The 24,402-nt window shown below is 40.9% G+C and carries 23 protein-coding genes; 20 read left to right on the forward strand and 3 right to left on the reverse strand.

Translation table 11 applies throughout. The features are described 5' to 3' along the window. Positions 1–61: 61 nt before the first annotated feature. The 7 genes from I585_RS21150 to I585_RS21180 all read left to right on the forward strand — a co-directional run bounded on the left by I585_RS21150 (position 62) and on the right by I585_RS21180 (position 8,398). Entirely contained in the window at positions 62–1,036 is a 975-nt protein-coding gene (locus I585_RS21150) for an extracellular solute-binding protein (RefSeq protein ID WP_010741325.1), read from the forward strand. 10 nt (positions 1,037–1,046) lie between these two features. After that, a complete protein-coding gene (gene phnW, locus I585_RS21155; RefSeq protein WP_010741324.1) occupies positions 1,047–2,141 on the forward strand; it encodes a 2-aminoethylphosphonate--pyruvate transaminase in 1,095 nt (364 codons plus the stop codon). Then, positions 2,131–2,952 carry a phosphonoacetaldehyde hydrolase gene (gene phnX / locus I585_RS21160; protein WP_010741323.1) on the forward strand — a complete coding sequence of 274 codons (822 nt, stop codon included), beginning with the start codon at positions 2,131–2,133 and terminating at the stop codon, positions 2,950–2,952. The genes phnW and phnX overlap by 11 nt, the downstream gene beginning before the upstream one ends. Positions 2,953–3,696: 744 nt before the next feature. Next, positions 3,697–5,946, forward strand: coding sequence for a glucosaminidase domain-containing protein (locus I585_RS21165; RefSeq protein ID WP_010741322.1), 2,250 nt, complete (start codon positions 3,697–3,699; stop codon positions 5,944–5,946). Between the two features lie 16 nt (positions 5,947–5,962). Then, positions 5,963–6,529 carry a signal peptidase I gene (lepB, locus tag I585_RS21170; RefSeq protein WP_010741321.1) on the forward strand — a complete coding sequence of 189 codons (567 nt, stop codon included), beginning with the start codon at positions 5,963–5,965 and terminating at the stop codon, positions 6,527–6,529. 18 nt (positions 6,530–6,547) lie between these two features. Continuing rightward, positions 6,548–7,288 (forward strand): hypothetical protein, encoded by a 741-nt coding sequence (locus tag I585_RS21175; RefSeq protein WP_010741320.1) that lies wholly within the window; start codon positions 6,548–6,550, stop codon positions 7,286–7,288. Between the two features lie 18 nt (positions 7,289–7,306). Beyond that, on the forward strand, positions 7,307–8,398 hold the full coding sequence (locus I585_RS21180; RefSeq protein WP_010741319.1) for a coiled-coil domain-containing protein: 1,092 nt from the start codon (positions 7,307–7,309) through the stop codon (positions 8,396–8,398). Positions 8,399–8,474: 76 nt separating this feature from the next. Here I585_RS21180 and pdxR read toward each other — a convergent pair whose 3' ends face one another. Beyond that, on the reverse strand, positions 8,475–9,869 hold the full coding sequence (gene pdxR / locus I585_RS21185; RefSeq protein ID WP_010741318.1) for a MocR-like pyridoxine biosynthesis transcription factor PdxR: 1,395 nt from the start codon (positions 9,867–9,869) through the stop codon (positions 8,475–8,477). A gap of 113 nt (positions 9,870–9,982) precedes the next feature. On the opposite strand from pdxR, the gene I585_RS21190 reads away from it, so the two are divergent. Both I585_RS21190 and I585_RS21195 read left to right on the forward strand, forming a co-directional pair. After that, on the forward strand, positions 9,983–10,651 hold the full coding sequence (locus I585_RS21190) for a hypothetical protein (protein WP_010741317.1): 669 nt from the start codon (positions 9,983–9,985) through the stop codon (positions 10,649–10,651). Positions 10,652–10,904: 253 nt separating this feature from the next. Next, complete coding sequence (locus I585_RS21195; protein ID WP_010741316.1) at positions 10,905–11,225, forward strand: DsrE/DsrF/TusD sulfur relay family protein; 321 nt, start codon at positions 10,905–10,907, stop codon at positions 11,223–11,225. Positions 11,226–11,281: 56 nt separating this feature from the next. On the opposite strand, the gene I585_RS21200 is transcribed toward I585_RS21195, so the two are convergent. Together I585_RS21200 and I585_RS21205 are read right to left on the reverse strand one after the other, a co-directional pair. Then, positions 11,282–11,692 carry a hypothetical protein gene (locus tag I585_RS21200; protein WP_010741315.1) on the reverse strand — a complete coding sequence of 137 codons (411 nt, stop codon included), beginning with the start codon at positions 11,690–11,692 and terminating at the stop codon, positions 11,282–11,284. Next, the gene (locus tag I585_RS21205; protein ID WP_010741314.1) at positions 11,677–12,129 is read right to left on the reverse strand and encodes a LytTR family DNA-binding domain-containing protein; all 453 of its coding nucleotides are present in this window, start codon (positions 12,127–12,129) and stop codon (positions 11,677–11,679) included. Before I585_RS21205 ends, I585_RS21200 begins: the two co-directional genes overlap by 16 nt. 259 nt (positions 12,130–12,388) lie before the next feature. Between I585_RS21205 and I585_RS21210 the strand changes: the two genes are divergently transcribed. The 11 genes from I585_RS21210 to I585_RS21260 all read left to right on the forward strand — a co-directional run bounded on the left by I585_RS21210 (position 12,389) and on the right by I585_RS21260 (position 24,143). Next, complete coding sequence (locus I585_RS21210) at positions 12,389–12,919, forward strand: helix-turn-helix domain-containing protein (protein ID WP_010741313.1); 531 nt, start codon at positions 12,389–12,391, stop codon at positions 12,917–12,919. A 135-nt stretch (positions 12,920–13,054) separates the two neighbouring features. Beyond that, positions 13,055–13,486: an effector binding domain-containing protein gene (locus I585_RS21215; RefSeq protein WP_010741312.1), complete on the forward strand. Its 432-nt coding sequence runs from the start codon at positions 13,055–13,057 to the stop codon at positions 13,484–13,486. Positions 13,487–13,957: 471 nt separating this feature from the next. Beyond that, the gene (locus I585_RS21220) at positions 13,958–15,181 is read left to right on the forward strand and encodes a trans-sulfuration enzyme family protein (protein WP_010741311.1); all 1,224 of its coding nucleotides are present in this window, start codon (positions 13,958–13,960) and stop codon (positions 15,179–15,181) included. 109 nt (positions 15,182–15,290) lie between these two features. Next, the gene (locus I585_RS21225) at positions 15,291–16,079 is read left to right on the forward strand and encodes an ABC transporter ATP-binding protein (RefSeq protein ID WP_034709641.1); all 789 of its coding nucleotides are present in this window, start codon (positions 15,291–15,293) and stop codon (positions 16,077–16,079) included. 22 nt (positions 16,080–16,101) lie between these two features. Further along, positions 16,102–17,181 carry an ABC transporter substrate-binding protein gene (locus tag I585_RS21230; protein ID WP_010741309.1) on the forward strand — a complete coding sequence of 360 codons (1,080 nt, stop codon included), beginning with the start codon at positions 16,102–16,104 and terminating at the stop codon, positions 17,179–17,181. Positions 17,182–17,202: 21 nt separating this feature from the next. Continuing rightward, entirely contained in the window at positions 17,203–17,964 is a 762-nt protein-coding gene (locus I585_RS21235) for an ABC transporter permease (protein ID WP_010741308.1), read from the forward strand. 332 nt (positions 17,965–18,296) lie between these two features. Then, the gene (locus I585_RS21240; RefSeq protein ID WP_010741307.1) at positions 18,297–19,583 is read left to right on the forward strand and encodes an L-lactate MFS transporter; all 1,287 of its coding nucleotides are present in this window, start codon (positions 18,297–18,299) and stop codon (positions 19,581–19,583) included. A 103-nt stretch (positions 19,584–19,686) separates the two neighbouring features. Continuing rightward, positions 19,687–20,037 carry a hypothetical protein gene (locus I585_RS21245; RefSeq protein ID WP_010741306.1) on the forward strand — a complete coding sequence of 117 codons (351 nt, stop codon included), beginning with the start codon at positions 19,687–19,689 and terminating at the stop codon, positions 20,035–20,037. A 59-nt stretch (positions 20,038–20,096) separates the two neighbouring features. Continuing rightward, positions 20,097–20,525: a MarR family winged helix-turn-helix transcriptional regulator gene (locus tag I585_RS21250; protein WP_010741305.1), complete on the forward strand. Its 429-nt coding sequence runs from the start codon at positions 20,097–20,099 to the stop codon at positions 20,523–20,525. Between the two features lie 74 nt (positions 20,526–20,599). After that, positions 20,600–22,366, forward strand: a complete 1,767-nt coding sequence (locus I585_RS21255) for an ABC transporter ATP-binding protein (RefSeq protein ID WP_010741304.1) — start codon at positions 20,600–20,602, stop codon at positions 22,364–22,366. Beyond that, positions 22,359–24,143 (forward strand): ABC transporter ATP-binding protein, encoded by a 1,785-nt coding sequence (locus tag I585_RS21260; RefSeq protein ID WP_010741303.1) that lies wholly within the window; start codon positions 22,359–22,361, stop codon positions 24,141–24,143. The genes I585_RS21255 and I585_RS21260 overlap by 8 nt, the downstream gene beginning before the upstream one ends. Positions 24,144–24,402 lie beyond the last annotated feature (259 nt).

Consider the following 24,402-nt stretch of genomic DNA (forward strand, 5'->3'; position numbering starts at 1 on the left):
AAATCAGAGTAATTTTTCCGTGGAAAAATAAGTACATTAATATGAAAAAGGAGAATGATGAATGAACAAAAAGAAATTAATCACGGTAATTGGGGGTCTGCTGTTCCTTCTATTATTAGGTGGCTGCAGCAAGGGCAGCGCGGCGAATGAGAAGGTTACGATTTATACCAATGCTGACGAAGAACCAGTTGAAGTGATTAAAAATGTCTTGGATAAAAATGGATATAAAGGGAAATACACACTGCAATCCTTTGGAACTTCTGAGTTAGGCGGCAAACTTCTGGCAGAGGGAAAAGACATTGAAGCCGACTTAGTGACGATGAGCACCTTCTATTTAAATAGTGCTCAGAAAAAAGATAAGATGTTCAAAAAGTTGGATTTGTCTGTCGATCCATTGACGAAAATACCAGACTATGCCGCACCTTTCACGGTTCAAGAAGGGACGATTTTTTACAATACCGATGTAATGAAGGAAATGAAATTGTCGGTTCCAACGAGTTTAAAAGATTTAGCCGATCCGAAATATAAGGATGCTTTGTCGATCTCAGATATTAAACAATCTTCTACAGCGTGGCTGCTGTTCCAAGCATTAGTTGATAACTATGGGCAAGACGAAGCAAAAACGATTCTACAAGGAATTTATAAGAATGCCGGTGATCATTTGGAAAGCTCTGGCTCCGGTCCATTGAAAAAGGTTCGTTTAGGCGAAGTAGCAATTGGTTTTGGACTACGACATCAGGCAGTCAAAGATAAACAGGACGGACTGCCGATTGATTTTATTGAACCTTCAGAAGGGACTTACACATTGACAGAATCACTGGCTGTGATTGATAAGGGTGAAAAGACTAACCCAGAAGCAGAAAAAATGGTGAATCTGATCTTAGAAAAAGGACGGGAAGATCTATTAAAAATTTATCCTAGTGCATTGTATGAGGGAGAAACAGTCGATACAGAACAAGTAGCGAAGGATCAGAAAGTATTCCCGGATGAATTAACAGCAGAATTACTTGAGAAGCATCAAAAATTGGTTGATTAAGGAGTGCAGTATGGACTATAAATTATTAACACCTGGACCGTTGACAACGACCAAATCAGTTAAACAGGCGATGATGGTTGACCATTGTACATGGGATCAGGAATACAAAACCATTACCCAAGAGATTCGACAAGAATTGTTGTCTTTAGCAGGAGTATCGGATGCAGAATATACAACGATTTTGATGCAAGGCAGTGGATCATTTGGTGTTGAAGCTGTTTTGAGTTCAATGCTCGGACCGGAGGATCATATACTGATTTGTGTGAATGGAGCGTACGGCCGTCGAATAGTCAGTATGAGTGAGCGGCATAACTTAACTTACACGGTCTATGAAGTTGCTGAGGATGAGATTCCACGGGCAGCAGATGTAGCGGAAATTCTTGAGAATGATTCATCAATTACTGCTATCGCAATGGTTCACAGTGAAACGACTTCAGGTATTTTAAACGAATTAGATGAGATCGCTAAGCTGGTCAAGGATAATGAACTACTATTTATTGTTGACGCAATGTCTAGTTTTGGCGGCATTCCGATCGATGTTTCCGCGTTATCGATTGATTTTCTGATATCAAGTTCGAACAAGTGTATCCAGGGAGTTCCCGGGTTCTCCTTTACTTTGGCGAAACGGGATCAGCTGGAGAAACGTCGAGATTTTGCACGAACTGTCTCATTAGATCTTTATGATCAATATGAAACGATGGAAAAAGATGGGAAGTGGCGTTTTACCTCACCAACGCATATAGTCTTAGCTTTTCATCAAGCATTGAAGGAATTGGATAAAGAAGGTGGCATCTACCAGCGTTATGTGAGGTATTTGACCAATAATCGGCTGTTGCGGCAAAAAATGGCAGAATTAGGGTTCCAGCCATTTATCAAGCAGCATCAGGGGCCATTTATTACTTCTTTCCTTTACCCAGAGCAATTAGCATTTGATTTCGACACGTTTTATCATCATCTAAAACAAAATGGTTTTGTAATCTATCCGGGAAAAATCAGTACGGTTGATTGTTTTCGAATTGGAAATATCGGTGATATTTATCCAGCAGATATCGATCAGTTAGTCGAAGTCATTGAGAAATATACGGAGGTAGCGAATGTCAGTTAATACGATAATTTTAGATTGGGCGGGAACGACTGTCGACTTTGGTTGTATGGCTCCCGTCGCAGCGTTTAAGAAGGCTTTTGAGAATAAAAACATTGAGCTTACGTATGAGGAAATTCGAAAGCCGATGGGGATGCTTAAAATCGATCATATCAAGCAACTGCTTGCACTTGATAAAGTTAAAAGGCAATGGTTTAATCTGTATGGCCGACCTTCAGTTGAAGCGGATGTATTAGGTATCTATCAAGATTTTGAAAAATACTTGTTTGCGGATCTAGCAGAAAACAGTCACCTTAAGCCGGAAACCAAACAAGCAATGAAAAAGATCAAGCAGCTGGGCTATAATATTGGTTCAACAACTGGCTATACCAAGGATATGATGGCCGTTGTTTTTGAAACTGCCAAAGTAGAGGGCTACCATCCAGATTATGTTGTTACACCAGATGATGTAGATTCATTAGGACGGCCGTATCCCTTTATGATTTTTGATAATATGCGTTACTTTCAAAATCACTCGATGGAAGAGGTCATCAAAGTTGGAGATACCATTTCTGATATTCAAGAAGGTAAAAATGCGGGTGTTCTGAGCATCGCAGTGACAGAAGGCAGTTCAGTGATGGGGTTATCTTTGGAAGAATACAAACAGCTTTCAAAAGAAGAAATGGAGCTTCTAAACCAACAAACGGCCGAAATTTTCTACCAACAGGGCGCAGATCTGTGTATCAAGAATCTACTGGAATTAGCCGAGATTTTACAGGAACATTCCACAGTTCAGAAATTACGAACCAAAAAAGAAAATAGTATTGTTCATTGACAGAAACATCGGCCTTTATAGCCGATGTTTCCTTTTTTTTGCAGGCTCAACACTTTAAAAGTAATTATCCAAAAAGTGAATAAAAAAAACAAAAAAAGAATTTTTCTGATATTATCACTCTTAATAATTGTGGAATCAGCTAGACTTAGGCAACGGCAAATTTGGAAGCGGATACAAATAGCGTCAATGCTTATTTTTATCCAAAAATTAAATTTTATATTTTAAAAATGGCTGGGACATTCCTTATAAATGCAGGTAAAATAATATGTGTAACCAATGGTGCGCGCAATGAAGGTGTTTCTAGATTTTTCTGCGGTTGTTGTAAAGAGGTTAAGTAACGATCATTTGCAATGAGCAAAATTATCATAAACGATTCATAAAAAAACAAAAATACATAAGAAATCCGGTCATTGTAATTTTATTACTGACAACATGTAGAAGGTTGATGGGTATCAGTCATCGATCATGTTGATTAGCGTCTCTCCTTATTGTGAGAAGCCAAAAAGCCGTGAGTCAGTGAAATATTGTGACTTATCAGATGCTACTTATAAATTTTAGCAATGAGCGGCGAAGAATGATCAGCATTCATTGGATAATTTTTAAGTGATGGATGCATCATTATCGAAGAATGAATCAAGGATGCGGATTGTTGTCAGCATCCTTGATTTTTTTTCAAGTCATTGGTTGCCCCTAGTATTTTTTAATACTTTGCTTGATCCAAGATAGAAAGAAGGGGAAATATTCATGAAAAAGATTGTTATGGTAATTTGCGGGGTAGCAGTATTTTGTTGGGGAGTAGCTAGCCTGCGCAGCGGGGCATTGAAAGCAGATGAATTACTGCAAGAATCTTCTGTCGTAGAGACAACGGTACCAGAAAGTTCAGTTGCTGAGCCAACTGCTCCGGAACCTGTCACGCCCACACCAGAAACACCAATAGAACCATCAGCGGCTCCTGAAGCTCCTGTGCCAGATGCTCCATCAGCGGAACCATCCACTGCGGCAGAAACTCCGACGGTGCAACCGCCAGTGGCGAATACGCCGAAGGAATCGGTAACGGAAGTACCAGCAGGGAGCAGCACAGTTGAGCCACCGAAGAGTGAAAGTTCAACAAGCGATAGTTCAACAAAAGAATCATCAAATTCAAGCAGTGAGACTTCAACGAGTCAAACATCTAGCACTACCAAACCAAGTACTTCTACAAGTGAAACTTCTACTTCTAGCAGTACGCCGGGGAGTACTACCAGTTCAACTAGTGGAGGGGCAACGGGAACAACGAACAGTTCTTCGACGCAGCCAAGTTCTGACCAGGAGCAACCGCAACCAAGTACGCCAGCTCCGTCTACACCAGCACCAGGTTCAGGTCAAAATCCAGCACAGAGTACACCTACACCGCCGGCACCAAGTGAGCCCAAGGTTGAGGCTAGTGCGGCTATTAATCAAACAACACCAGATGCTTTTTCAGAAACGAGTACCTTGCAGCTGCCAAGTGATTTAAAAACTACTGAAGTTGCACAATCAGATCTGAAGGGTTTCGAGTTGCCGCTGCTTTCAAGCTTTGAAAATAAAGCCCATGCGGCTTTGATTTACGACGGTATCAAAAAGCTTGGAATTGAACAAGAACAAGACTTCAATGTAGAACAATTAGCGGCTAAACTTTATAGCGATCTTTTTGCGGCTGAGATCACAGGAACGCCCGAGAAACCGAAAGAAGAAATCAGTGTCGGCAGCGTACTCTATCAGAAAAAAAAGGATCAGCTTGAAATCGTCGGTGTATATGTCGGTAAAGATTACTATTTGACTGTGGATGATGTGGAAACAGATGTTTCATCAGAATCAACAGAAGCAGAAACTAAGGAAGATGATGAAGCTAAAAAGGCTGATAAGAGTTTAGATAAAGAAGAGAAAGAACTAGACAAAAAAGAAAAGCAGCGGCAAGTCGTTCTTCAGCCGATGGATATAGAGGAAGATCTATTGGTTCAAGCGTTGCCTAACGTTACCCTGACAGAGTATGGTCAAACGATTTTAGCGGAATATCCTGCCTCGATTAATTTTACTGAAAACGAAGGGTCAAAGAACTTTATTTCAAAAATTGCGGAAGACGCGCGTAAATTGGGTCAAGAATATGATGTCTTTGCTTCAGTGATGATCGCACAAGCGTTGCTGGAAAGTGGTTCGGGAAGCAGCGGTTTATCATTGCCGCCAAACTATAACCTTTTCGGGGTGAAAGGAACTTATCAAGGGCAGGCTGTTTCGATGGCGACTCAAGAAGATCGTGGAAATGGCGAGCTGTATTCCATTAACTCTTCCTTCCGCAAGTATCCAAATTATGCAGCCTCACTTGGGGATTATGTTCAATTACTGCGTGGAGGAATTTCCGGTAATGATGGCTACTATCAAAAAACATGGCGGTCCACAGCTAAAAATTATTTGCGGTCAACGCATGCATTGACTGGAACCTACGCCACAGATACTTCTTATGATAGAAAATTAAATTCGATCATTGCGGTCTATAACTTGACGCAATACGATCAAGTGAAGATTGACCAGTCTTCAGGAGTCTTTGTTAAAGGAAAAGAAGAGATTCCAGAAGAATATCGTTCCTTGATGCGTTACCCAGATTATAACGGGGTCAATTACAACACCTCTGGCTCGTATCCAGTTGGACAATGTACATGGTACGCCTTTAACCGAGTTAAACAGTTAGGAAAGAGCGTGGATGACTTTATGGGCAACGGCGGTGAATGGGGAACAAAAGGGAAAGCATTAGGCTATGAAATCAGTCGTGAGCCAAAGGCGGGCTGGTTGATATCCTTCACACCGGGTACAGCAGGATCAGATCCGCGTTATGGACATGTTGCCTTTGTTGAGGTCGTTCGACCAGAGGGAATCTTGATCTCTGAAGGCAATGTTTATGGAGGTACTGTGATTTCCTATCGGGTTATTGATGCAAACTTAGCGAAATCCGATCTAGTTACGTATATTAAAGCAAAATAAAGGGGTGCCATCACTCATGGCAAATAAGCGCTATGGTCACGCTGAGGATCCGCCGAATGATAGGAGAACATTACTCTTAACTGTCGTACTTCTAATCATTTTATCTGTAACGATGCTGCTTGTTATGAGAGGGCAATTACAAAAGCACTATAGTGTTCATACGATTTCAGGCACTTCCATGATCCCAACGTTGACCGAAGAGGATCAAGTTCTAGTAAAGAAAAAAAGTCAGGTTCAACGTTACGACATTGTTGCTTTTTCAATTGATAAGGAAGAAGGGATGTTTGTCAAACGTGTGATTGGTTTACCAGGCGACAGCATGTTTGTACGAAATGAGCGGATGGTTCTAGATATTGGAGAACAAGGTGATTTTGAAACGACAAACACGTATCAGCTATCGCCAACCGTAGCAGATGAATTTCAAACGCTAAACAAAATTCCAGAGGATGTTTACTTTGTGGTTGGGGATCATGTAGACGTTTCTAAAGACAGTCGAACGTTTGGTTTTGTACACCGAAAATCAATCGAGGGAACTGTCCAATTTCGTTTTCCAGCGATTCATCTCGCAAGATTGGGAGACTAAAAGAAAAGGGGAAAACTCGTGATAATCATTAATTGGATTTGCATAGGGCTCATTATTGTAGTGCTCTTAGTGTGGTTATATCGAATGGTTATCAACGTTCGCTTGCAATTGATCAAGCCACCAAGAGATGCATCGGCGACTTTTCAGCGGAAGTTGGATTATGTCAGGCAAATTCAACAAACGAAACATATATCAGCTTTATTATTCGTAACCTTCTGTTTAGCAGTAGGGGTACTATTGACTACTTATAGCTTGTTCCAAGTACAAGATCAGCTTTATGCAGTCAATGAACAGAACAATGCACTAAAAGATGATGTCCAAGTGATGAAAAAGGAACAAAAGAAACTCGTGAATAAGCTGCCGGTCAAAGAGTACCCCAAAGAGGGGATCGGCTTGGAGGAATATTCATGGGACGATTTGTTCTCCGATGATAGCCGGGAAAAACAATATGCAATGGAGAGTGATCTTTCCAATAAACTTAGTCCTTATTTTGGCTTGCCGACGACATTGATCGTCTTAGATATACCGACTCAAACTTTAAACATTGCTTTGGCGGGAGATTTGACCAGTGAAGACAATCGCCAACAAATCAAGAAAAACATCCAGGCGTTTGCGACTGAAGCAGAGGGGGTATCCAATCTGACTCAGATCACCTTCCAACTAAATGTAAGGGATGGGGAGAAACAGAAACAAGATTACAGTTGTACTTTCTCTCGTGAGAATGGAGAAGATAAATTTTTAATGATTCAAGAAGACTAATGGAAAGAAGGGAAAAAGATGGTAGCACAACAAAAAAAGAGCGGATGGTTTTTCAATAAGAACATTATCGATGAAATCAATTCCGTTCCAGAAGAGAAAGTTGAAACAGAAACACAGAGTCAAACGCAGGCACCGACACCGACTCAAGCAAAGCCTGCGCCTGCCTTAAAGATGGTCTCTGATAATACGGTACCAGAGTTATCAGAAAAGCAAACAGAAGAAGTAAAAGAATTGAAGCGTTTGATTTTTGAAAAAGAACAAGTTTTACAGAAGTATAAAAAAGAAATGTCGACCCAAAATCAACAGCTGACTAAAGAAAATGAGAACTATCGTCAATCTGTTTTACGAATGGGTGAGGAAAAGGCACAAAATCGTCGACAAATTCAAGATTTAGAAGCAGAAGTTCAACGAGCTCGGCAAGAGGTTCAGCGTCTAAAAGAGACCCAAGAGTTAGACAATCTGAAACAACAATTGGAGCAAACTCTAGAAGAAAACAAGAAATTGAAGGATTCCGTAACCCATTTGGCCACTGTAGAACAGGAGTTGGAAGAAATTCACGAAGAACACCAAGCGTTAGTTGCTCAGCAAAAAGATGAAGAAATCCAACGCCAAGAAAAAATCCATCAATTGGAAGGTCAGATCAATGAACTTCTCGCAGAAATTAATGAGAAGGACGAACAGTATTCTCAATTAGACAAAGTAATCGTTGAAAAAGATCAAGCGATGGACCAAATGGTGGAAGAACAAGCGGCTAAAGAGATTCAAGCAAAAGAAATGGCTGAATTGCAAGAAAGAGTTGCGGCACTCCACTCAGAAAATGAACAGTTGAAACAAGAAGCGATTTCAACGCAACAGGAGATTGGTGAGGTCTTGATTTCAGCACGGAAACAAGCCAATCGTATGGTAGAAAAGTCTAAGATGGAAGCTTATCGGATTATTGATGAAGCCAAAAAAGAATTAGCAACAATCAATGATCAGGCAAAAGAAATTTCTGAAGAAGTGAATGATTCACGTCAATCAGTTCTTTCACTTTATGAAGAGTTACAAACTCGTGTAAATATCCTTGCGCAAGGAAAAATGCAAGAAGACGTAACCCAGAAACCAGAGTAAACTGATTGCGCCTAAGGATGAATCGTTAGGCCCAATTAAAAAGTATCAGTATGAAAAAATACTGATACTTTTTTTGTTATTCTGTTAACGTCTTGCGGATAATTTTTATCCCACTGGAAATGTCTTCAAGTGACAGATGTGAGTAGCCAAGAATAATTTTATCATTTTGAGCGACGTTCCTTTGCGAATAGAAAGATCCTATTGGATAAACACGAACTCCATTAGCCTCAAGTTTTTCTAGCAGCTCTGGGGTGAAGACAGCATCAGTGAATTTCACAATTAGGTGAAGTCCAGAAGCATGACCTAAAAGTTCAAATTGATTGGGAAAATAAGTTGTCAGGGTTTGAATCATATGCTGTCGCTTTTTGGCGTAAAGTTTTTTCATTTTCCAAATATACCGCTCGAATTCACCGCTTTTTATAAAACGTGCCAAAGTATATTGGCTGAGGGTATCGGAGTGAACATCTGAATACTTTTTTAAATATTTTCCCTTATCAAGAAGGCTTTTAGGAAGAATCATAAAGCCTAAACGGATTGACGGGGCTAATACTTTGCTAAAAGAGCCGAGATAAATGACTCGCTCAGGATTTAGCTCATACAATGTACTGATAGGCCGCCCCTCGTAACGAAACTCGCTATCATAGTCATCCTCAACAAGAAAGCAATCGTTCTGTTCAGCGTAACGTACAAGTTCCAATCTTCTCTTGATTGGCAAAATACTTCCCAATGGGTATTGGTGAGAAGGAGTAGTGTAGATGAAGGAGGACTCTTTTTCTTTTTGGATCAACTCAGTACAAATCCCTTGAATATCAACGGGGATATCAGTAATCGAACAGCCAGCAGCTAGGATCACCTCACGCAGACCACGGTGGGTCGGATTTTCCATTAAGACTTTTTTTCGGGTGTTTTTCAACAGATGAGCGGCTATAGAGAGACCTTGTGTGGCTCCGGAAGTAACGATGAGCTGATCGAGATCACAAACGACCCCTCTTGTCTGATACAAATACTGAGCGATTGCCTCACGAAGCTCGTATACTCCTGAAGTTACGGTGTAACCAAGCTCGGGGGGGAAAATGTTTTCACAGACATCACGATAATGCTTGCTCCAAATTTTTCGAGGAAAATGTTCTAAGGCCGGAACGCCTGTTTTAAAATCAATTCGTTCTTTATGTAATTTCTTTTGCTTAACCTGCTTGTTTTGAGCAGTTGCGATAAGAAGATCTTTTGCGTTCAGACCTTCAGCTACAACAGTGCCAGATCCTTTATAGGTCTTCAAGTACCCTTCGGCAATGAGCTGATTATAAGCCTCAACCACAGTATTGCGTGAGACAGATAGCTCAGCAGCCAGTTTTCGAGTAGAGGGCAGTTTGGTTGCGGCGGGCAACTGTCCTCTGAGAATTTCTTGGCGAATTTGATGGTCAATTTGCCGGGACAGCGCCAGCTTACCTTTGTTATCAAGCTTGATCCACATAGGTACAACTCCTTTAAAGTGGTACTATCAAAAAATCAATAAAGCGGTACTTTTAGGTCCGCTTTTTGGATGCTAAAATCATAGCATATCTGAAAAAGGAAAGGAATGAAAAGATGATCGATAAATCAGCAGCAGTGAGTGAGTTTTATCCTGATGCCAAGTTTGGTTACTTAGTGGTTAATGGATTACAAGAAGACAGTGATAGAGCGATAATGGATACAATCGTATCTGGAGAAATTGAGCAGTTGAGGGCGGTTTATCCCGAGTATGAACGGAAAAAAATGTTAGAAACGAAACCGTTGTGTCACTATGGCGCATATTACAAAAAATTCAAGAAAACCTATCATGTCTTGGGTCAGTTGGAATCCATCCTTTTGAAAGACAAAAGCATTCCTTCGGTGGGACCGGCGGTAGAGGCGATGTTTTTAGCGGAGGTCAAACACCTGTTATTAACCGCAGGGCATGACTTAGATACCTTTGAAGGCTCTTTAGTGATTGATGTGGCAAATGAGCCTTTCACGTACCAAGGAATATCAAAAAAGGAACAATCATTGATGCTTGAAGATATGCATCTATCGGATCAAACTGGGGTTGTTTCAAGTATTATCAAAGGCCCAGATTTTCGAACGAGAATAACGAAGAATACGCAGAATGGGTTATATTTTATTTATGGTGTGCCTGGCGTTACGGAGGAACAAATAGGTGAGGAACTTCAAACGATTGCTGCCTATTTGTCTCAAGTGATTCCAAAGGTGACTGTGCAAGATATGAAAGTGTTCTAAAATTTGTGCAAATAATTAGTGGAAAGATTTTTATCCGATTATTAATAAAAGAATATCAAACAATATCTTTACACCGGCATCGATCGCGATAGTGGTGCAAACTGAGTACCGTTTATTTTTTTGGTCAGCAGGAATCTTAGGCTCGTAGAAATAAACGATTATTTTTCGAACGATTGTCTTCAGTTATTGAAAACGCTATAATTTAGGTAAATAGGATAAAGACTATTATGAGCTAAAGTAGAGGAGCGATGAAATGAAGGTAGTAATTATTTTGGAGACAAAGGAACATGAAAAGGCGTGGAATGCCTTTCGCTTTGGTGTAGCCGCATTAAAGAAAAAGCATGAAGTAAAATTTTTCTTAATGGGGGAAGCTGTTGAAGTCGAAAGCATTGAAGATGAGCAATACGATGTGCCGGCAGAGATGAAAAAACTAAAGGAACAGGGTGGCGAGTTATTAGCTTGCGGCACTTGTCTAAAATCGCGTCAATTAGAAGACCAGACGTCTTGTCCGATTTCAACCATGTTTGATTGTGTCGAAATGGTAGAATGGGCCGATAAAACCGTAACGTTTTGATCGTAAATTAGAGCATAGAACAACCCTGACATGAGTGATCACGTCAGGGATTTTTTTTAAGGATTTAATTGATTTAAGGTTGCGGCCATTTTCTTGTTGTCGTGTTTTGAATAAAAATAGAAGGAAATAATGTGCAAAATCAACGTCAAAAGTAAAACCCCAATAAAAAATGGACGGATTAGATCAAACATCTGTGTCGAATAAAGATAAACACAAGCATAGGCACATAGCGTATTGATTCCTGTGCAGAGAATGATATTAGTGGAAGCCTTCAACGTAGAGTAGTTCCACAAATAGGGATAAATTATGCCAAAGACGAGACCGACCATTCCGCTGATCCCGATCAGATTCCACACGTAATTGAAGGGGATTTTTGAAAAGAAATCGGTTAGTGAACAAATGATGGTGATCCAGACCATTGATCCGAAAGCTGCTTGAAAGAAATTATTTTTTAATTGTTTGAACATGAGAGTTTCTCCTTAATATTTTTAGCATAGTGGCGACTGACGACATAAATTGAAGCTGTTTGCGTGTGAACTTCCAAGCGGGCATGTTCACCTAACTGAAACGATTGGATACAGTTTAGATTTAAAATTTGCGAGTTATTGATCCGATAAAAATTTTGGCTTTCTAAAGCAGTTAGTTCTTTGAGCCGCTTTTGCAGGATATATGATTTTTGATCCAGCAGCGTCACTTTTACCAGATGTCCTAGCGTTTCAAAAGATAAGATTTGATTCAAGGACAATTTGACTGAGCGATTATTCTTTGGATCGATCGCGAGTAATTCCTGCTCTTGCTGTAGTTGTTTTTCAATGTGTAATAATCGTGCTTCATTTTCAGGATTAGCGAAGATATCTATTTCGTTTATCGCTTTTTCCTTTACCCAGGTAAAGTTGATGTGCATCTGTTTTCTCCTTATATAATGAAATAGTTCGAGTAATCTGTCCCCCTCTGTCCTTTTCTGTGACTTAAGCATAGCAAGTATTGGTACCAGAAAGAATCTATTTTTCGTTTGTTGCAGGAAAAGGCAAGTTTGTTGCAGAATGTCGTTGCAATATTCAAATGACAAACACGGCTTGCGCGATAAATGAGTCAGGAAAGCGGTCCTTTCTAGTATAATTTAATTAGAGATTCTATCATTAAGTTAGGAGGGAGAGATCATTATGATTGCTGAAATTTTAAAGACTCAAAGAAAAGAACGAGGGCTTACACAGCAGGAGGCCGCGGATATTTTTCATGTGACACGTCAAACGATTTCGAATTGGGAGAATGAAAAGAATTACCCGGATATTCCGACGTTAGTTGCTATCAGTGATTATTATGAGGTATCCCTTGATTATTTGATGAAAGGAGATGCGAAGTACATGACTAAGATGAGGAAAGAGGCAAAGTTGTTGGATTCGCTTCGAATGGGGTTGTTTTCAATCATTGGCGCGGGTTCTATGTTCTTATTTTCAATGATTGGATTAGCAGCGGTGCTCAATGGCGGGGGATTAGAGAATATCATTCCTGTTCAACTTTGGATAATGATCGTTACGATCTGGCTATGTGTGATTCATTTTAAAAACTTGCAGGATGACATGACGTCGTTCGTAAAAAATAGTGTCAGTATTTTCTTGCTCATTACAATTTTTGCGAATCTCTTTTGTTTAGTGCTTTATATTCTTGCGGCCGCACAAATCGTTCATTTTTAGCAGGCATCTTTGTTGTACTGAGTAGGTGAGGGGCATATATTTAACGTGTAGTGGATGAATCCCAGATTTTGTATAGAGAAAGAATGTTTACTGATAAATAAGACAGCTAACTCAAAAGAAAGAAGGAAACTGGTCATGTTTAAGACGATTGAGAGAGAGGCGATGACCGTTCATGGTTGGATCACGACCTTGAGGGCTCCGACTTCCGCGGATGGATTGGCAGAAATGAGCAAACAGAAAATACGGGCAAAAGAAGAATACGCAGCAAAAGCTGAAGGGGAACTGCTTGCAGTAAACGCAGTAATTGATGGCGATCAATGCTATCTGATCGGGAATACAGAGACAGCAGAGCTGCGTCCTTCAACATTTGATTTGCCGGCCGGAACATATGCGTGTTTTGAACTGAGTTATACCGATCAAATCGAGTTAGATCAGCTGATTGGCCGCAGTTATGGTGAACTGACACAAAATGAAGCTTTTCAAATTGCCGGAAATTTTAATCTTGAAGACTATTCAGGTGTGGGAAAAATGCGGTTCTATGTACCTGTTCAAAAAAAGACGCATTAATAATTAGGGGATTCATTCTGAAAATGACCACTTGACGTATATCGTTGGGTGGTCTTTTTCTTAAAAAAATGAAAAAAGAACTATTTTTTGAATAGTATAGAAAACGCTATCATTAAAAGGTATACTAGTGATGGAATTCACTTAATTGGAATGAACGAGGAGGTGAGAATGTGTTTAAGCATCGTTACTGAGCGTGAGAATCGCTAATTCTTAGAGTTTCTAGGACAGCTAACAGAATAAACAGGCGTTCTCACCTCATTTTTTTCAATAATTAGTGGGTTTATTTGCGATTGAAAAATGGGGAGACATACTGAATGGTATGCCTCTTTTTGTCGTGGACAAAAAAATTGCAGGCAAGCGATACCTGTTTAATAACGTCTGTATTTAAAAAACATTCTAATCGAAGGAATCCAAGGTATCTATGAATGGAAGTTTAAGCGAATCAATAATGAAGACAAGTGGAGGAATAAAATGAGCAAGATTGATTTGGAACAAGTTGGGTTTGGAACATTGGCTATTCATGCAGGGCAAGAGCCTGATCCGGTTTATGGATCATTGGCTACACCGATTTATCAAACATCGACGTTTTGTTTTGAGACAGTCGAAAAAGGGACACAAATTTTTGACGGTGAGATTCCGGGATATGCATATTCTCGTGGAGGCAATCCAACGAATGCAACGCTAGAAAATAAACTGGCGGCATTAGAAGGCGGCGAAGCTTGTGTTGCAACGGCGTCGGGCATGGGAGCGATTGGTTCAGTTTTTATGGGCTTATTACAAGCTGGAGACCATGTGATCAGCGGGGAATGTATTTATGGCTGTTCGTCACTGGTGTTGAAAAATACATTAACAAAATTTGGTGTTACAACGACTTTCCTGAATACCAGTGATCTGGCTGCGGTGGAAGCAGCAATCCAAGAAAATACAAAAATGATTTACTTTGAGACACCGACGAATCCGACACTTGAATTAACGGATATCACGGCGATTTCAACATTAGCCCACAAGCATGGGATCAAAGTAGTGGTCGATAATACTTTTGCGCCGCCGCCAATTCAATACCCATTACGTTTAGGCGCCGATATCGTCGTGCATAGCGGTACGAAATATATTAATGGACACGGGGATGTGATTTCAGGTTTTGTGATCGGTAATGAGGCAGATGTTACGACGATTCGTAAAGATGCGGCAACGAAAATCTGCGGTTCAACGCCAAGTCCGTTCAATTCGTTTTTAGTTATTCGCGGATTGCAAACATTGGAGTTACGAATGGCACGTCATTGCGAAAACGGTTTGGCGGTCGCTGAATATCTTGAAAATATGCCTTTTGTCGAAAAGGTTTATTATCCGGGGCTAAAAAGTCATCCGCAGTATGAATTGGCTAAAGTACAAATGAGCAATCAGTTCAGCGGGATCATGGCGTTTGAGTTAAAAGAGGGAATCAACGGCATGGATAGCTTTACTGCTTGTAAAAAAGTCGTGAACCAATTGAAACTTGCCTCGATCGCGGTCAGTCTTGGGGACCCAGAAACATTAGTGCAGCATCCTGCCAGCATGACCCACGGCAATATGCCAAAAGAGGATCGAGAAGCAGCAGGAATCAAAGACAATTTAATTCGTTTGTCTTGCGGGCTGGAAAATAAGGAAGACATCCTTGCCGATTTTGAACAGGCTTTTGCCGTTCTACAATCATAGATAGCTTTGGAAAAGAATGCTTGTTGGCGATCAGCGGCAGGGCATTCGAAACGAAAATAGAGATTTCCTTCATTTTACGGGGGAGCCTTTAGCCTGGGAAAGGAGACACATGGAACAGATAAAAGTTGCCGATGTATCGTTTGCGTATAAGGAAGCACCGAATCGATTGATTTTGAAAGATGTCAATTTGGAGATTGAATCTGGAGAATTTGTTTGTTTATTAGGACAATCGGGTTGCGGCAAGAGCACCTTTTTAAGGCTGTTGGCCGGATTGGAAACGCCGACTTCGGGAGCTCTTACCATCGATTCTGTCCCAATCAAGGGAGCGAGTTTAGAGAGAGGGGTCGTTTTTCAAGACTATGGTTTATTTCCTTGGATGAGTGCGGGTGAGAATATTTTACTCGCGTTGAAACAAAAATATCCGCAAAAGGATAAAAAGGAATTGAAGACGATCATTTTAGATATGTTCGAAAAGGTTGGTCTGGATCAAACGGTCTATAAAAAATTGCCGAAAGAGCTTTCGGGCGGGATGAAACAGCGCTGTGCGATTGCACGGTCACTGAGCGTCGATTCCCCGATTCTTTTGATGGATGAACCTTTTGGAGCACTTGATGCAGTAACACGTGCCCGTCTGCAAGATCTGATTCTAGATTTATGGTCAAAAGAAGAAATGAAAAAAACAGTCCTTTTTGTGACGCATGATGTGGATGAAGCGCTCCTGTTGGCAAATCGAATCGTTGTTTTAGGCCAGTCGCCAAGCAACATTATTTACGAATGTCGGATTCCCGATGAAAAACGAGCGACAAGAGACACGCAATTTGAAAATCTAGAGGTGCTGAAATTGCGTAATACCTTGATTAAGAACATCAATCGCGATGTTGAAAAACATATTGAATAGGAAGTACATTAGGAGGAGAAGCATGAAAAAAAGAGTGATGGCTTTGTTGGCATTATCAGCGTTGGTTTTGGGGTTAAGTGCCTGCGGCGGAAATTCAGCGAAGAGTGGCACAGCGGATACCAAGAAAGATGCGAAGTCAGAAAAGAGCAATACTAAAAAAATCACGTGGGCACAGGGAAATAGCGGAAATGTTTTGGTGAGTATCGCCAAAGATCAGGGCTATTTTAAAGAGCTTGGCTTAACGATCGACGAGGTTCCTTTGGATGAAGGACAGCTGGAAGCAGTGACTACTGGGCAAGTCGACATTGCTTCTAATTCAGGAACATGGACGCCGGTCCAAATGATCGCGGCGGGAGATGATATGGCGATTATCGGCGGCTTTATGCTGACGGGTTCGATGCCGATTATTGCGGCAGATGATACGGAATGGAAGGGTCCTGAATCCTTATTAGGAAGTAAATATGGAGATACGATCTCTCGTTATGCAACATTGCATGAATTGTATGAACAGGGACATGATTTAGAAAAAGAAATCGACTTTGTTGATATCAGCGATGATGATGAAATAACTGCGATCCAAAAAGGCGAACTTGATTATGCTGTAATTGGCACGGGAAAAATGTATCAAGTCCAAAACACAAAAGGGATCAAGATCGTGGATTATTGCAGCGATATCACGCCAAACTATTCTTGCTGCCGGATGGTCGCACGGGATTCTTGGGTGAAGAAAAATCCAGAAACCGTTAAATTATTGAATGAAGCGTTGATCCGTGCGCAGGCCTATTTTGAAGCAAATCGTGAAAAATGTGTAGGGTTAATGGCAGAACAATTAGGTACAGACAAAGAGTATGTTGAAGCCTATATGCTGAATGAGCATTACCGGATTAATCCGGATACGGTTAAAAATACGGTTATGGATAACTACAAGTATATGAAAGCCGTTGGCGGGATCGATCAAGAAGATAAAGATGTGAAGCTTGAGGATCGGATCTATTCGGATCTTTATAAAGAAGCGCTAGATGAGGCTGTGGAGAAATATAGTGATGAAGATCCAGAGTTCTATAAAAATGCGGTTACGTTCTATGAAGAAAATAATTTGTAGTCGCCTAAAGGAAGATTTAGGATGAGAAAAATACAGGCATTCATCAAAAAATATTGGATCACGTTTCTGATTTGCGTCGGGTTCGTCTTTCTTTATAAATACATTTCTGACAATAAATTATTCAATGCGCTGATGTTTCCGCCAGTCGAAGATATCTGGGCAGCTTTTGTCAAGGATCGAGATTATGCGGTACTCAATCTACTTTATTCGTTGAAGCTCCTGATTCCTTCGATTGCAGTAACATTAGTGATCGCTTTAGGATTAGGAGTACTGGTTGGGATGAATACTCGCCTGCGCGAGATTTTGCATCCAATCATTTACGCCTTCAGCTGTGTACCGTCGATTTTGCTTTCGCCGTTTGTCGTTTTATTGGCACCGGACTTTTGGTGGGCATCGGTCATTTTGATTGTCTACGGGACGGTATGGGCGACACTTTTTGCGACGATTACGGGGATTCAAACGATTGATAAGCGCTATTTGGATAATGCCGCGACCTTAGAATTACATGGGGCGAAGAAATTTTTCAAAGTCATTTTACCGGCGGCTAGTCCGTCGATTTTATCGGGCTTTGTCAATTCTTTACGCAGTTCTTTCGTGATGCTGGTCTATGCGGAGATGTATGGTGCAACATATGGCCTGGGTTTCTACGTCAAACGCTATTCGAGCTTAGGTATCTACAAAAACATGTGGGGCGGCTTCATCTTTATGGTGCTAGTACTGGTATTGGTGATGCAGCTGTTTGAAAAAATTAAAAATAGGCTGCTGAAATGGACGATCGATTAACGAGTAATTTAGAAAAGAACAAAAGATTGCTGAGAGCTGTTTTGTCTCTCAGTAATCTTTTTAATATGAAAACGCGGTTTGATCGGTTATGATGAACTTAAAAATAAGATGATAATACATAAACTCCTCCTCCAAAATTCTTTTTTTTAACAAGAAAGATTGTATTCGAATTATATTAAAATTTTTGTTGAATTTAAGTAAATGAGAGCGTATACTCGTGTTTATTGGGTGTTCGAAAAAAATATTTTTTTAAATAAAAAAAGATAACGGATGTTATCTCTTTTTTATCGCACTCAAACACAACAAATGCATTGAAATCAGGAGGGAAGAGGATGCAAAGGGAAAAAAATAGATGGCTGATCGCCTTATCAGGAGTAGCGATTCATCTGTCTATCGGTTCAGCATATGCGTGGAGCGTATTTAAGGAACCGATCAAAGAGATGACAGGTTGGGACAAATCGTCGATCTCTTTTGCATTTAGTTTAGCGATTTTCTGTTTAGGAACATCAGCGGCATTCATGGGGAAATTCGTGGAGAAATTTGGTCCAAGAAAAACCGGAACGGTCGCATCGATTTTATTCGGCCTAGGAATTATCTCGACTGGTTTTGCCATCTCTAGTCATTCGCTGCCAATGCTGTATCTTACGTATGGGATTATCGGCGGGATTGGGTTGGGCGCTGGCTATGTAACACCAGTATCAACAATGATTCGGTGGTTCCCGGATAGAAAAGGACTAGCCACTGGACTGGCCATTATGGGCTTCGGTTTTGCTTCAATGATCACTGGACCGATCGCACAGCAATTGATGGTGCATGTCGGCGTTTCTAAAACCTTCTACATTTTAGGTGTTGCTTATTTCTTAGTCATGTTTACCGCTTCGCGTTATTTGGAAAAACCGCCTGTTGGGTGGACGCCGAAAGGTTTTGAGGCGCCCGATTCAAAAACCGAAGTTAAAATACAATACAGCGGTGTTCAATTAACCGCTAATCAAGCAATTAAAACCAAAACATTTTGGTTATTATGGTTCATGCTGTTTCTAAATATTACTTGTGGAATTTCGCTCGTTTCCGAAGCTTCGCCAATGGCGCAGGAAATCACTGGAATGAGCGCAGGGATGGCCGCTACGATGGTCGGAGTGATGGGAGTCTTCAACGGTTGCGGTCGTTTAGTCTGGGCTTTGGTATCCGATTTCTTAGGCCGGAAAAATGTCTTTACGATCCTTTTCGTCATTGATATCGTCGTGTTGCTGAGTTTATCAGTGGTGAACTCACCGCTGCTTTTTGCGGCATTGATCTGCTTACTGATGACCTGTTACGGCGCAGGATTTTCAATCGTTCCCGCTTATATCGGTGATGTTTTTGGTTCGAAAGAAGTCGGCGCGATCCACGGGTATATCTTGACGGCTTGGGCCGCAGCAGGAATGTTTGGTCCGATCTTCTTGAATAAGATCACTGAAATGTTCCATGCGTATACCAATGTGTTACGGATCTTCGCTGTTTTGGCATTGGTTGGTTTCGCGGCTTCAATGATCATTCGTGCATCGATCAAAGGATTAGCTAAATCAAATAAAAATGAAACACCGACAGGACCAAGCTGCGACAATACTAAACGTGCGTAAAAAATGTAAAGCGATTAAAACCAATCTGGTTTTGATCGCTTTTTTTGTATATTCAAATATAGGGTATAATCGATTTATAAAAGTGAACACTGGAGGGCTAGAGATGTTCGTTGCAGGGATCATAGAAAAAGCACAGGTAGACTCGGTACCCTTATTATTCGCAGTTTTAGGCTTAGTTGTTCTGGTGATTAGCGCACAGGAATATACTGGCGGGATCGGCTATCGAGGACTGGCGTTTATTTGTTACGGGAAACGAATTTGGCAGTTTTCAAATCGTTTGTTTGGCGGGATTTTAATGGGAACCTCTTTGCTGTTATATCTGATATTTAGGCTAAGTGAAATTTCTGCCAGTAATAAGGTGCTTATGGCAACGATCTCTTGTTTTCTCTGTGCCTTGATCTGCGACATCGTGACACTGATCTATAAAAAAGAAGAGAATAGCAAACAAGGTTGACAAAAATAGAAAATGACTTTAGAATAGTTAGCATGATAACTATTTAGGGAGAGAATAACATGAATGAGCCAGAAACCATTGGTTTTGAGGTCAGGGAGCTATCGCTGCTGATTGCTAGGTATATTGAGAAAATGAGTCAAGGCGGGCACATTCGTGGGCCACAAGGCTTTGCTTTAGGCTATTTGGTCCACAATCGCGACAAGGAAATCTATCAAAAAGATTTGGAAGAAAGGTTGTCGATTCGAAAACCCACCGCCAGCAATCTAGTTGACCGTATGATCAAAAATGGTTTTCTAACGACTGCTCCATCTCAAAAGGACAAGCGATTGAAACAACTGATCGTAACGGAGAAGGCAATTCAAACAACGATTGAGGTTGAAAAACAAATTGAAGGCATCGAGAAGGTATTGAAGCAGGGAATTTCAGAGGAAGAATTGGCTCAGTTTTTCGCAACGATGCAAAAGTTCAAACGAAATATCGAAGTATAATCTGGTTGGTAAAACAATCAGATTTCTATTTCCGCCGATAGTTAGCATGCTAATGTAATCAGAAGGAGGATATCATGATACAACTAATAAAAAGAACCAATTCTAAAGAACGATTGCTGGTACTGGTTAGTGTTCTATTCATCGTTGGACAAGTCTGGATGGATTTAAAAGTACCCGATTATATGTCGAAGATCACAACACTGCTCCAAACGCCTAACACCGCCATCGGAGAGATCTTAAAACCGGGTGGTTGGATGGTCTTGCTTTCGTTAATGAGTTTTGTCTTCTCGTCGATCGTAGGTTTATTCGCTGCCAAATTGGCCGCCAGTTTAACATGCCGTTTGCGGCAAGATATGTTTGGCCAAGTGATGGATTATTCGACACATGAGATTCAACAATTTTCGATCCCTAGTTTAACCACACGGACTACGAATGATTTAACTCAAATTCAACAAGTGGTTGCGATGGGATTGCAATTGTTGATCAAGGGACCGATCACGGCGGTTTGGGCAGTGGTGAAGATTGCTGGTAAGAACTGGCAGTGGACCACAACTACGGGTGTAGCCGTTTTGATTTTGCTGATTTTGTTATCGGTAATTTTGACCTTAGTACAACCACGTTTTGCAAAGGTTCAACAATTGACAGACAAGGTAAATAGTATCACGCGGGAAAATTTAACAGGATTACGAGTGGTACGTGCGTATAATGCGGAAAGTTATCAAGAAGAAAAATTTGAAACAGCTAATCAAGACCTGACATCGACCAACCTATTCGCGGGACGAGTGATGGCCTTGATGAGCCCAGGTATGAGTTTGATATCCGGCGGCTTGACCCTTGCTGTTTATTGGATTGGTGCCTACATGATTCAACAGGCGCAAGGCATGGTGAAATTGTCTCTCTTTAGCGATATGATCGTGTTCTCTTCTTACGCGATGCAAGTTGTTATGAGCTTTGTTTTGATGTCGATGATTTTCATGATCTTGCCGCGGGCGACCGTTTCGGCTAAACGGATCAATGAAGTCTTAGCTAAAAAATCATCAGTCGAATTTCCGACAGAGGGTGAGAAAGTTCATCCAGAGAATAAGGGAACGGTGGAATTTAATAATGTGACCTTCCGCTACCCGGATGCCTCCGAACCAGTGATCCATGATATCAATTTTAAAGCGGAACAGGGAGAGACAGTCGCTTTTATCGGTTCAACCGGCAGCGGAAAAAGTACGATTCTGAATTTGATTCCTCGCTTCTATGAGGTGAGTGAAGGGACGATCGCGATTGATGGGCAACCAATCAATACGTATAGTCATGTAAATTTGAATGATATCGTCGGCTATATTCCGCAAAAACCTGTACTGTTCAGTGGAACGATCGAGTCCAATTTAGATTTTGGAACCAGCGGCAATGATCCGTTGGATGATACAAAAATGCAGGAAGCACTGTCGATTGCGCAGGCGAGTGAATTTGTTAATGAAAAAGAAGACAAATTGAATAGCCATGTCGCTCAAAACGGGAGTAATTTTTCTGGCGGTCAGAAGCAGCGTTTAGCGATTGCTCGGGTAATCGCACGACAGCCGGAGATCTTATTATTCGATGATTCATTTTCAGCATTGGACTATAAGACAGATAAAAAATTACGTGAAGTTCTAAAAGAAAAACTTGCCGATACAACGAAATTGATCGTCGCTCAACGGATCAGCACGATCATGGATGCGGATCAAATCGTTGTTTTGGATGAAGGGCACATCGTGGGGCAGGGAACCCACGAGGAGTTGCTAGAAACAAATGCGGTCTATCAAGAGATCGCCTATTCGCAGCTTTCAAAGGAGGAATTAGCTCATGGATAATACACTGGAAAATGTTCAAACGCAGACGAAAGAGCATCCTTTAAGAGAAAATATCGTTAAAGCAGTCAATCAATATAAATGGCCTTTGATTGCAGCGATCTTATTTGCGACGATCGGAAGTGTCACGCAGATCGTCGGTCCGAATCGTTTAAGTGAGATTACGGATTTGATTACGCAAGGATTGCGAGGTTCGATCAATCTTACGAGGATCAGTCAAATTGGACTGAGCTTAGTGGTTTTGTATGGTATCGGGGCCATTCTTTCATATTTCCAAGGATTTATTGTGGCGACAGTTACTCAGCGTTTCTCTAAACAAATGCGTCGTCAAATTTCGGAAAAAATCAACGCGGTGCCGTTGAACTATTTTGATTCCCACAGTCAGGGAGACACACTGAGTCGGGTGACAAATGACTTGGATACCGTCAGTCAATCACTGAACCAGAGTTTGAGTTCACTGTTTCCATCGATTACTTTATTCATCGGCTGTCTGGTCATGATGTTCCGCACCAATTTACTATTAACACTCACATCGGTCGTTTCTGTTTTATTAGGATTCTTGTTGATGTCACTTATCATGGCGAAATCGCAGGTCCACTTTAACCAACAGCAGCAGAAATTAGCTAAGATCAATGGATTCGCTGAAGAAGCTTATTCTGGGCAGCAAGTCATTAGCGCCTACAATGCTGCGCAAGACATGAAGGTCGAGTTCGATGAAATTAATCAAGATTTTTATGGCAGCGTTTGGAAGGCACAATTCCTTTCTGGAATCATGCAGCCATTGATGGGGTTTATTGGGAACTTTGGGTATGTAGCAGTCTGTGTTGTCGGCGCCGTCTTGACATTGCGGGGTGATATTACTTTAGGCGTTGTCGTAGCATTTACAGTCTATATTCGTCTATTTTCACAACCTTTATCACAACTGGCCCAGGCCTTTTCTAATCTTCAGTCGGCTGGGGCTGCTATGAGTCGTGTGTTCGAATTTTTAGCTGAGGATGAATTGACCGATGAGTCAGATAAACCAGCAAAATTACGAAACGCAGAAGGCAATGTTCGTTTTGAAAATGTCAGCTTTGGTTACGATAAAGAGCGGACAATCATTCATCAGTTTAATGTCGAAGCAAAATCGGGACAAAAAATCGCGATTGTAGGTCCAACTGGAGCAGGGAAAACAACGATCGTCAATCTGTTGATGCGTTTTTACGAGACGAATCGAGGCAATATTATGATCGACGGTGTTTCGATTAAAGATATGACCCGAGAAGAGGTTCATGATCAATTCTGTATGGTACTGCAAGATACATGGCTGTTTGAAGGAACGATCAAAGATAATCTGATCTATAATCAGCGGCATGTCTCTGATGAAACAGTCATTAATGCCTGCAAGGCCGTTGGGATCGACCATTTTATTCGAACCTTGCCGAAGGGCTATGAAACCTATTTGGATGACAGTGTCAGTTTATCCGTTGGACAAAAGCAATTATTGACGATCGCGCGTGCGATCATCAAAGATGCGCCAATGTTGATTTTGGATGAAGCGACCAGTTCGGTCGATACTCGGACTGAAGAATTGATTCAAGCAGCGATGGACAAATTAATGAATAACCGCACATCCTTTGTGATTGCTCACCGTCTCTCCACTATTCGTAATGCGGATTTGATTCTAGTTATGAACGAAGGAAATATCATCGAGCAAGGAAATCATGAAGATTTGATGGAACAAAAAGGTTTCTATGCCGATTTATATAATAGTCAGTTTGAGAAAGAGCAGCTGGCTTAAAATGAATCAAGCGATTAAAATCAAAAGATTTTAATCGCTTTTTTTGTCGTGTAAACAATTTTTGATAGGCAAAATAGACGGTGAAATCAGTATTTTCTAAACTTATTTCACTTAGTCAAAAATGATTCTACATTCACATGAATAAAATTTCATGTTATTTTATCTTGACACTCTTTTCTGAGGATGATAAAGTGTTGCTGTTGAATCGTAATCATTACGATTTGCAAGCCGTAAATAGGAATGGATGAAATCAAGGTTT

Source organism: Enterococcus malodoratus ATCC 43197, from assembly GCF_000407185.1.
GTDB lineage: Bacteria > Bacillota > Bacilli > Lactobacillales > Enterococcaceae > Enterococcus_A > Enterococcus_A malodoratus.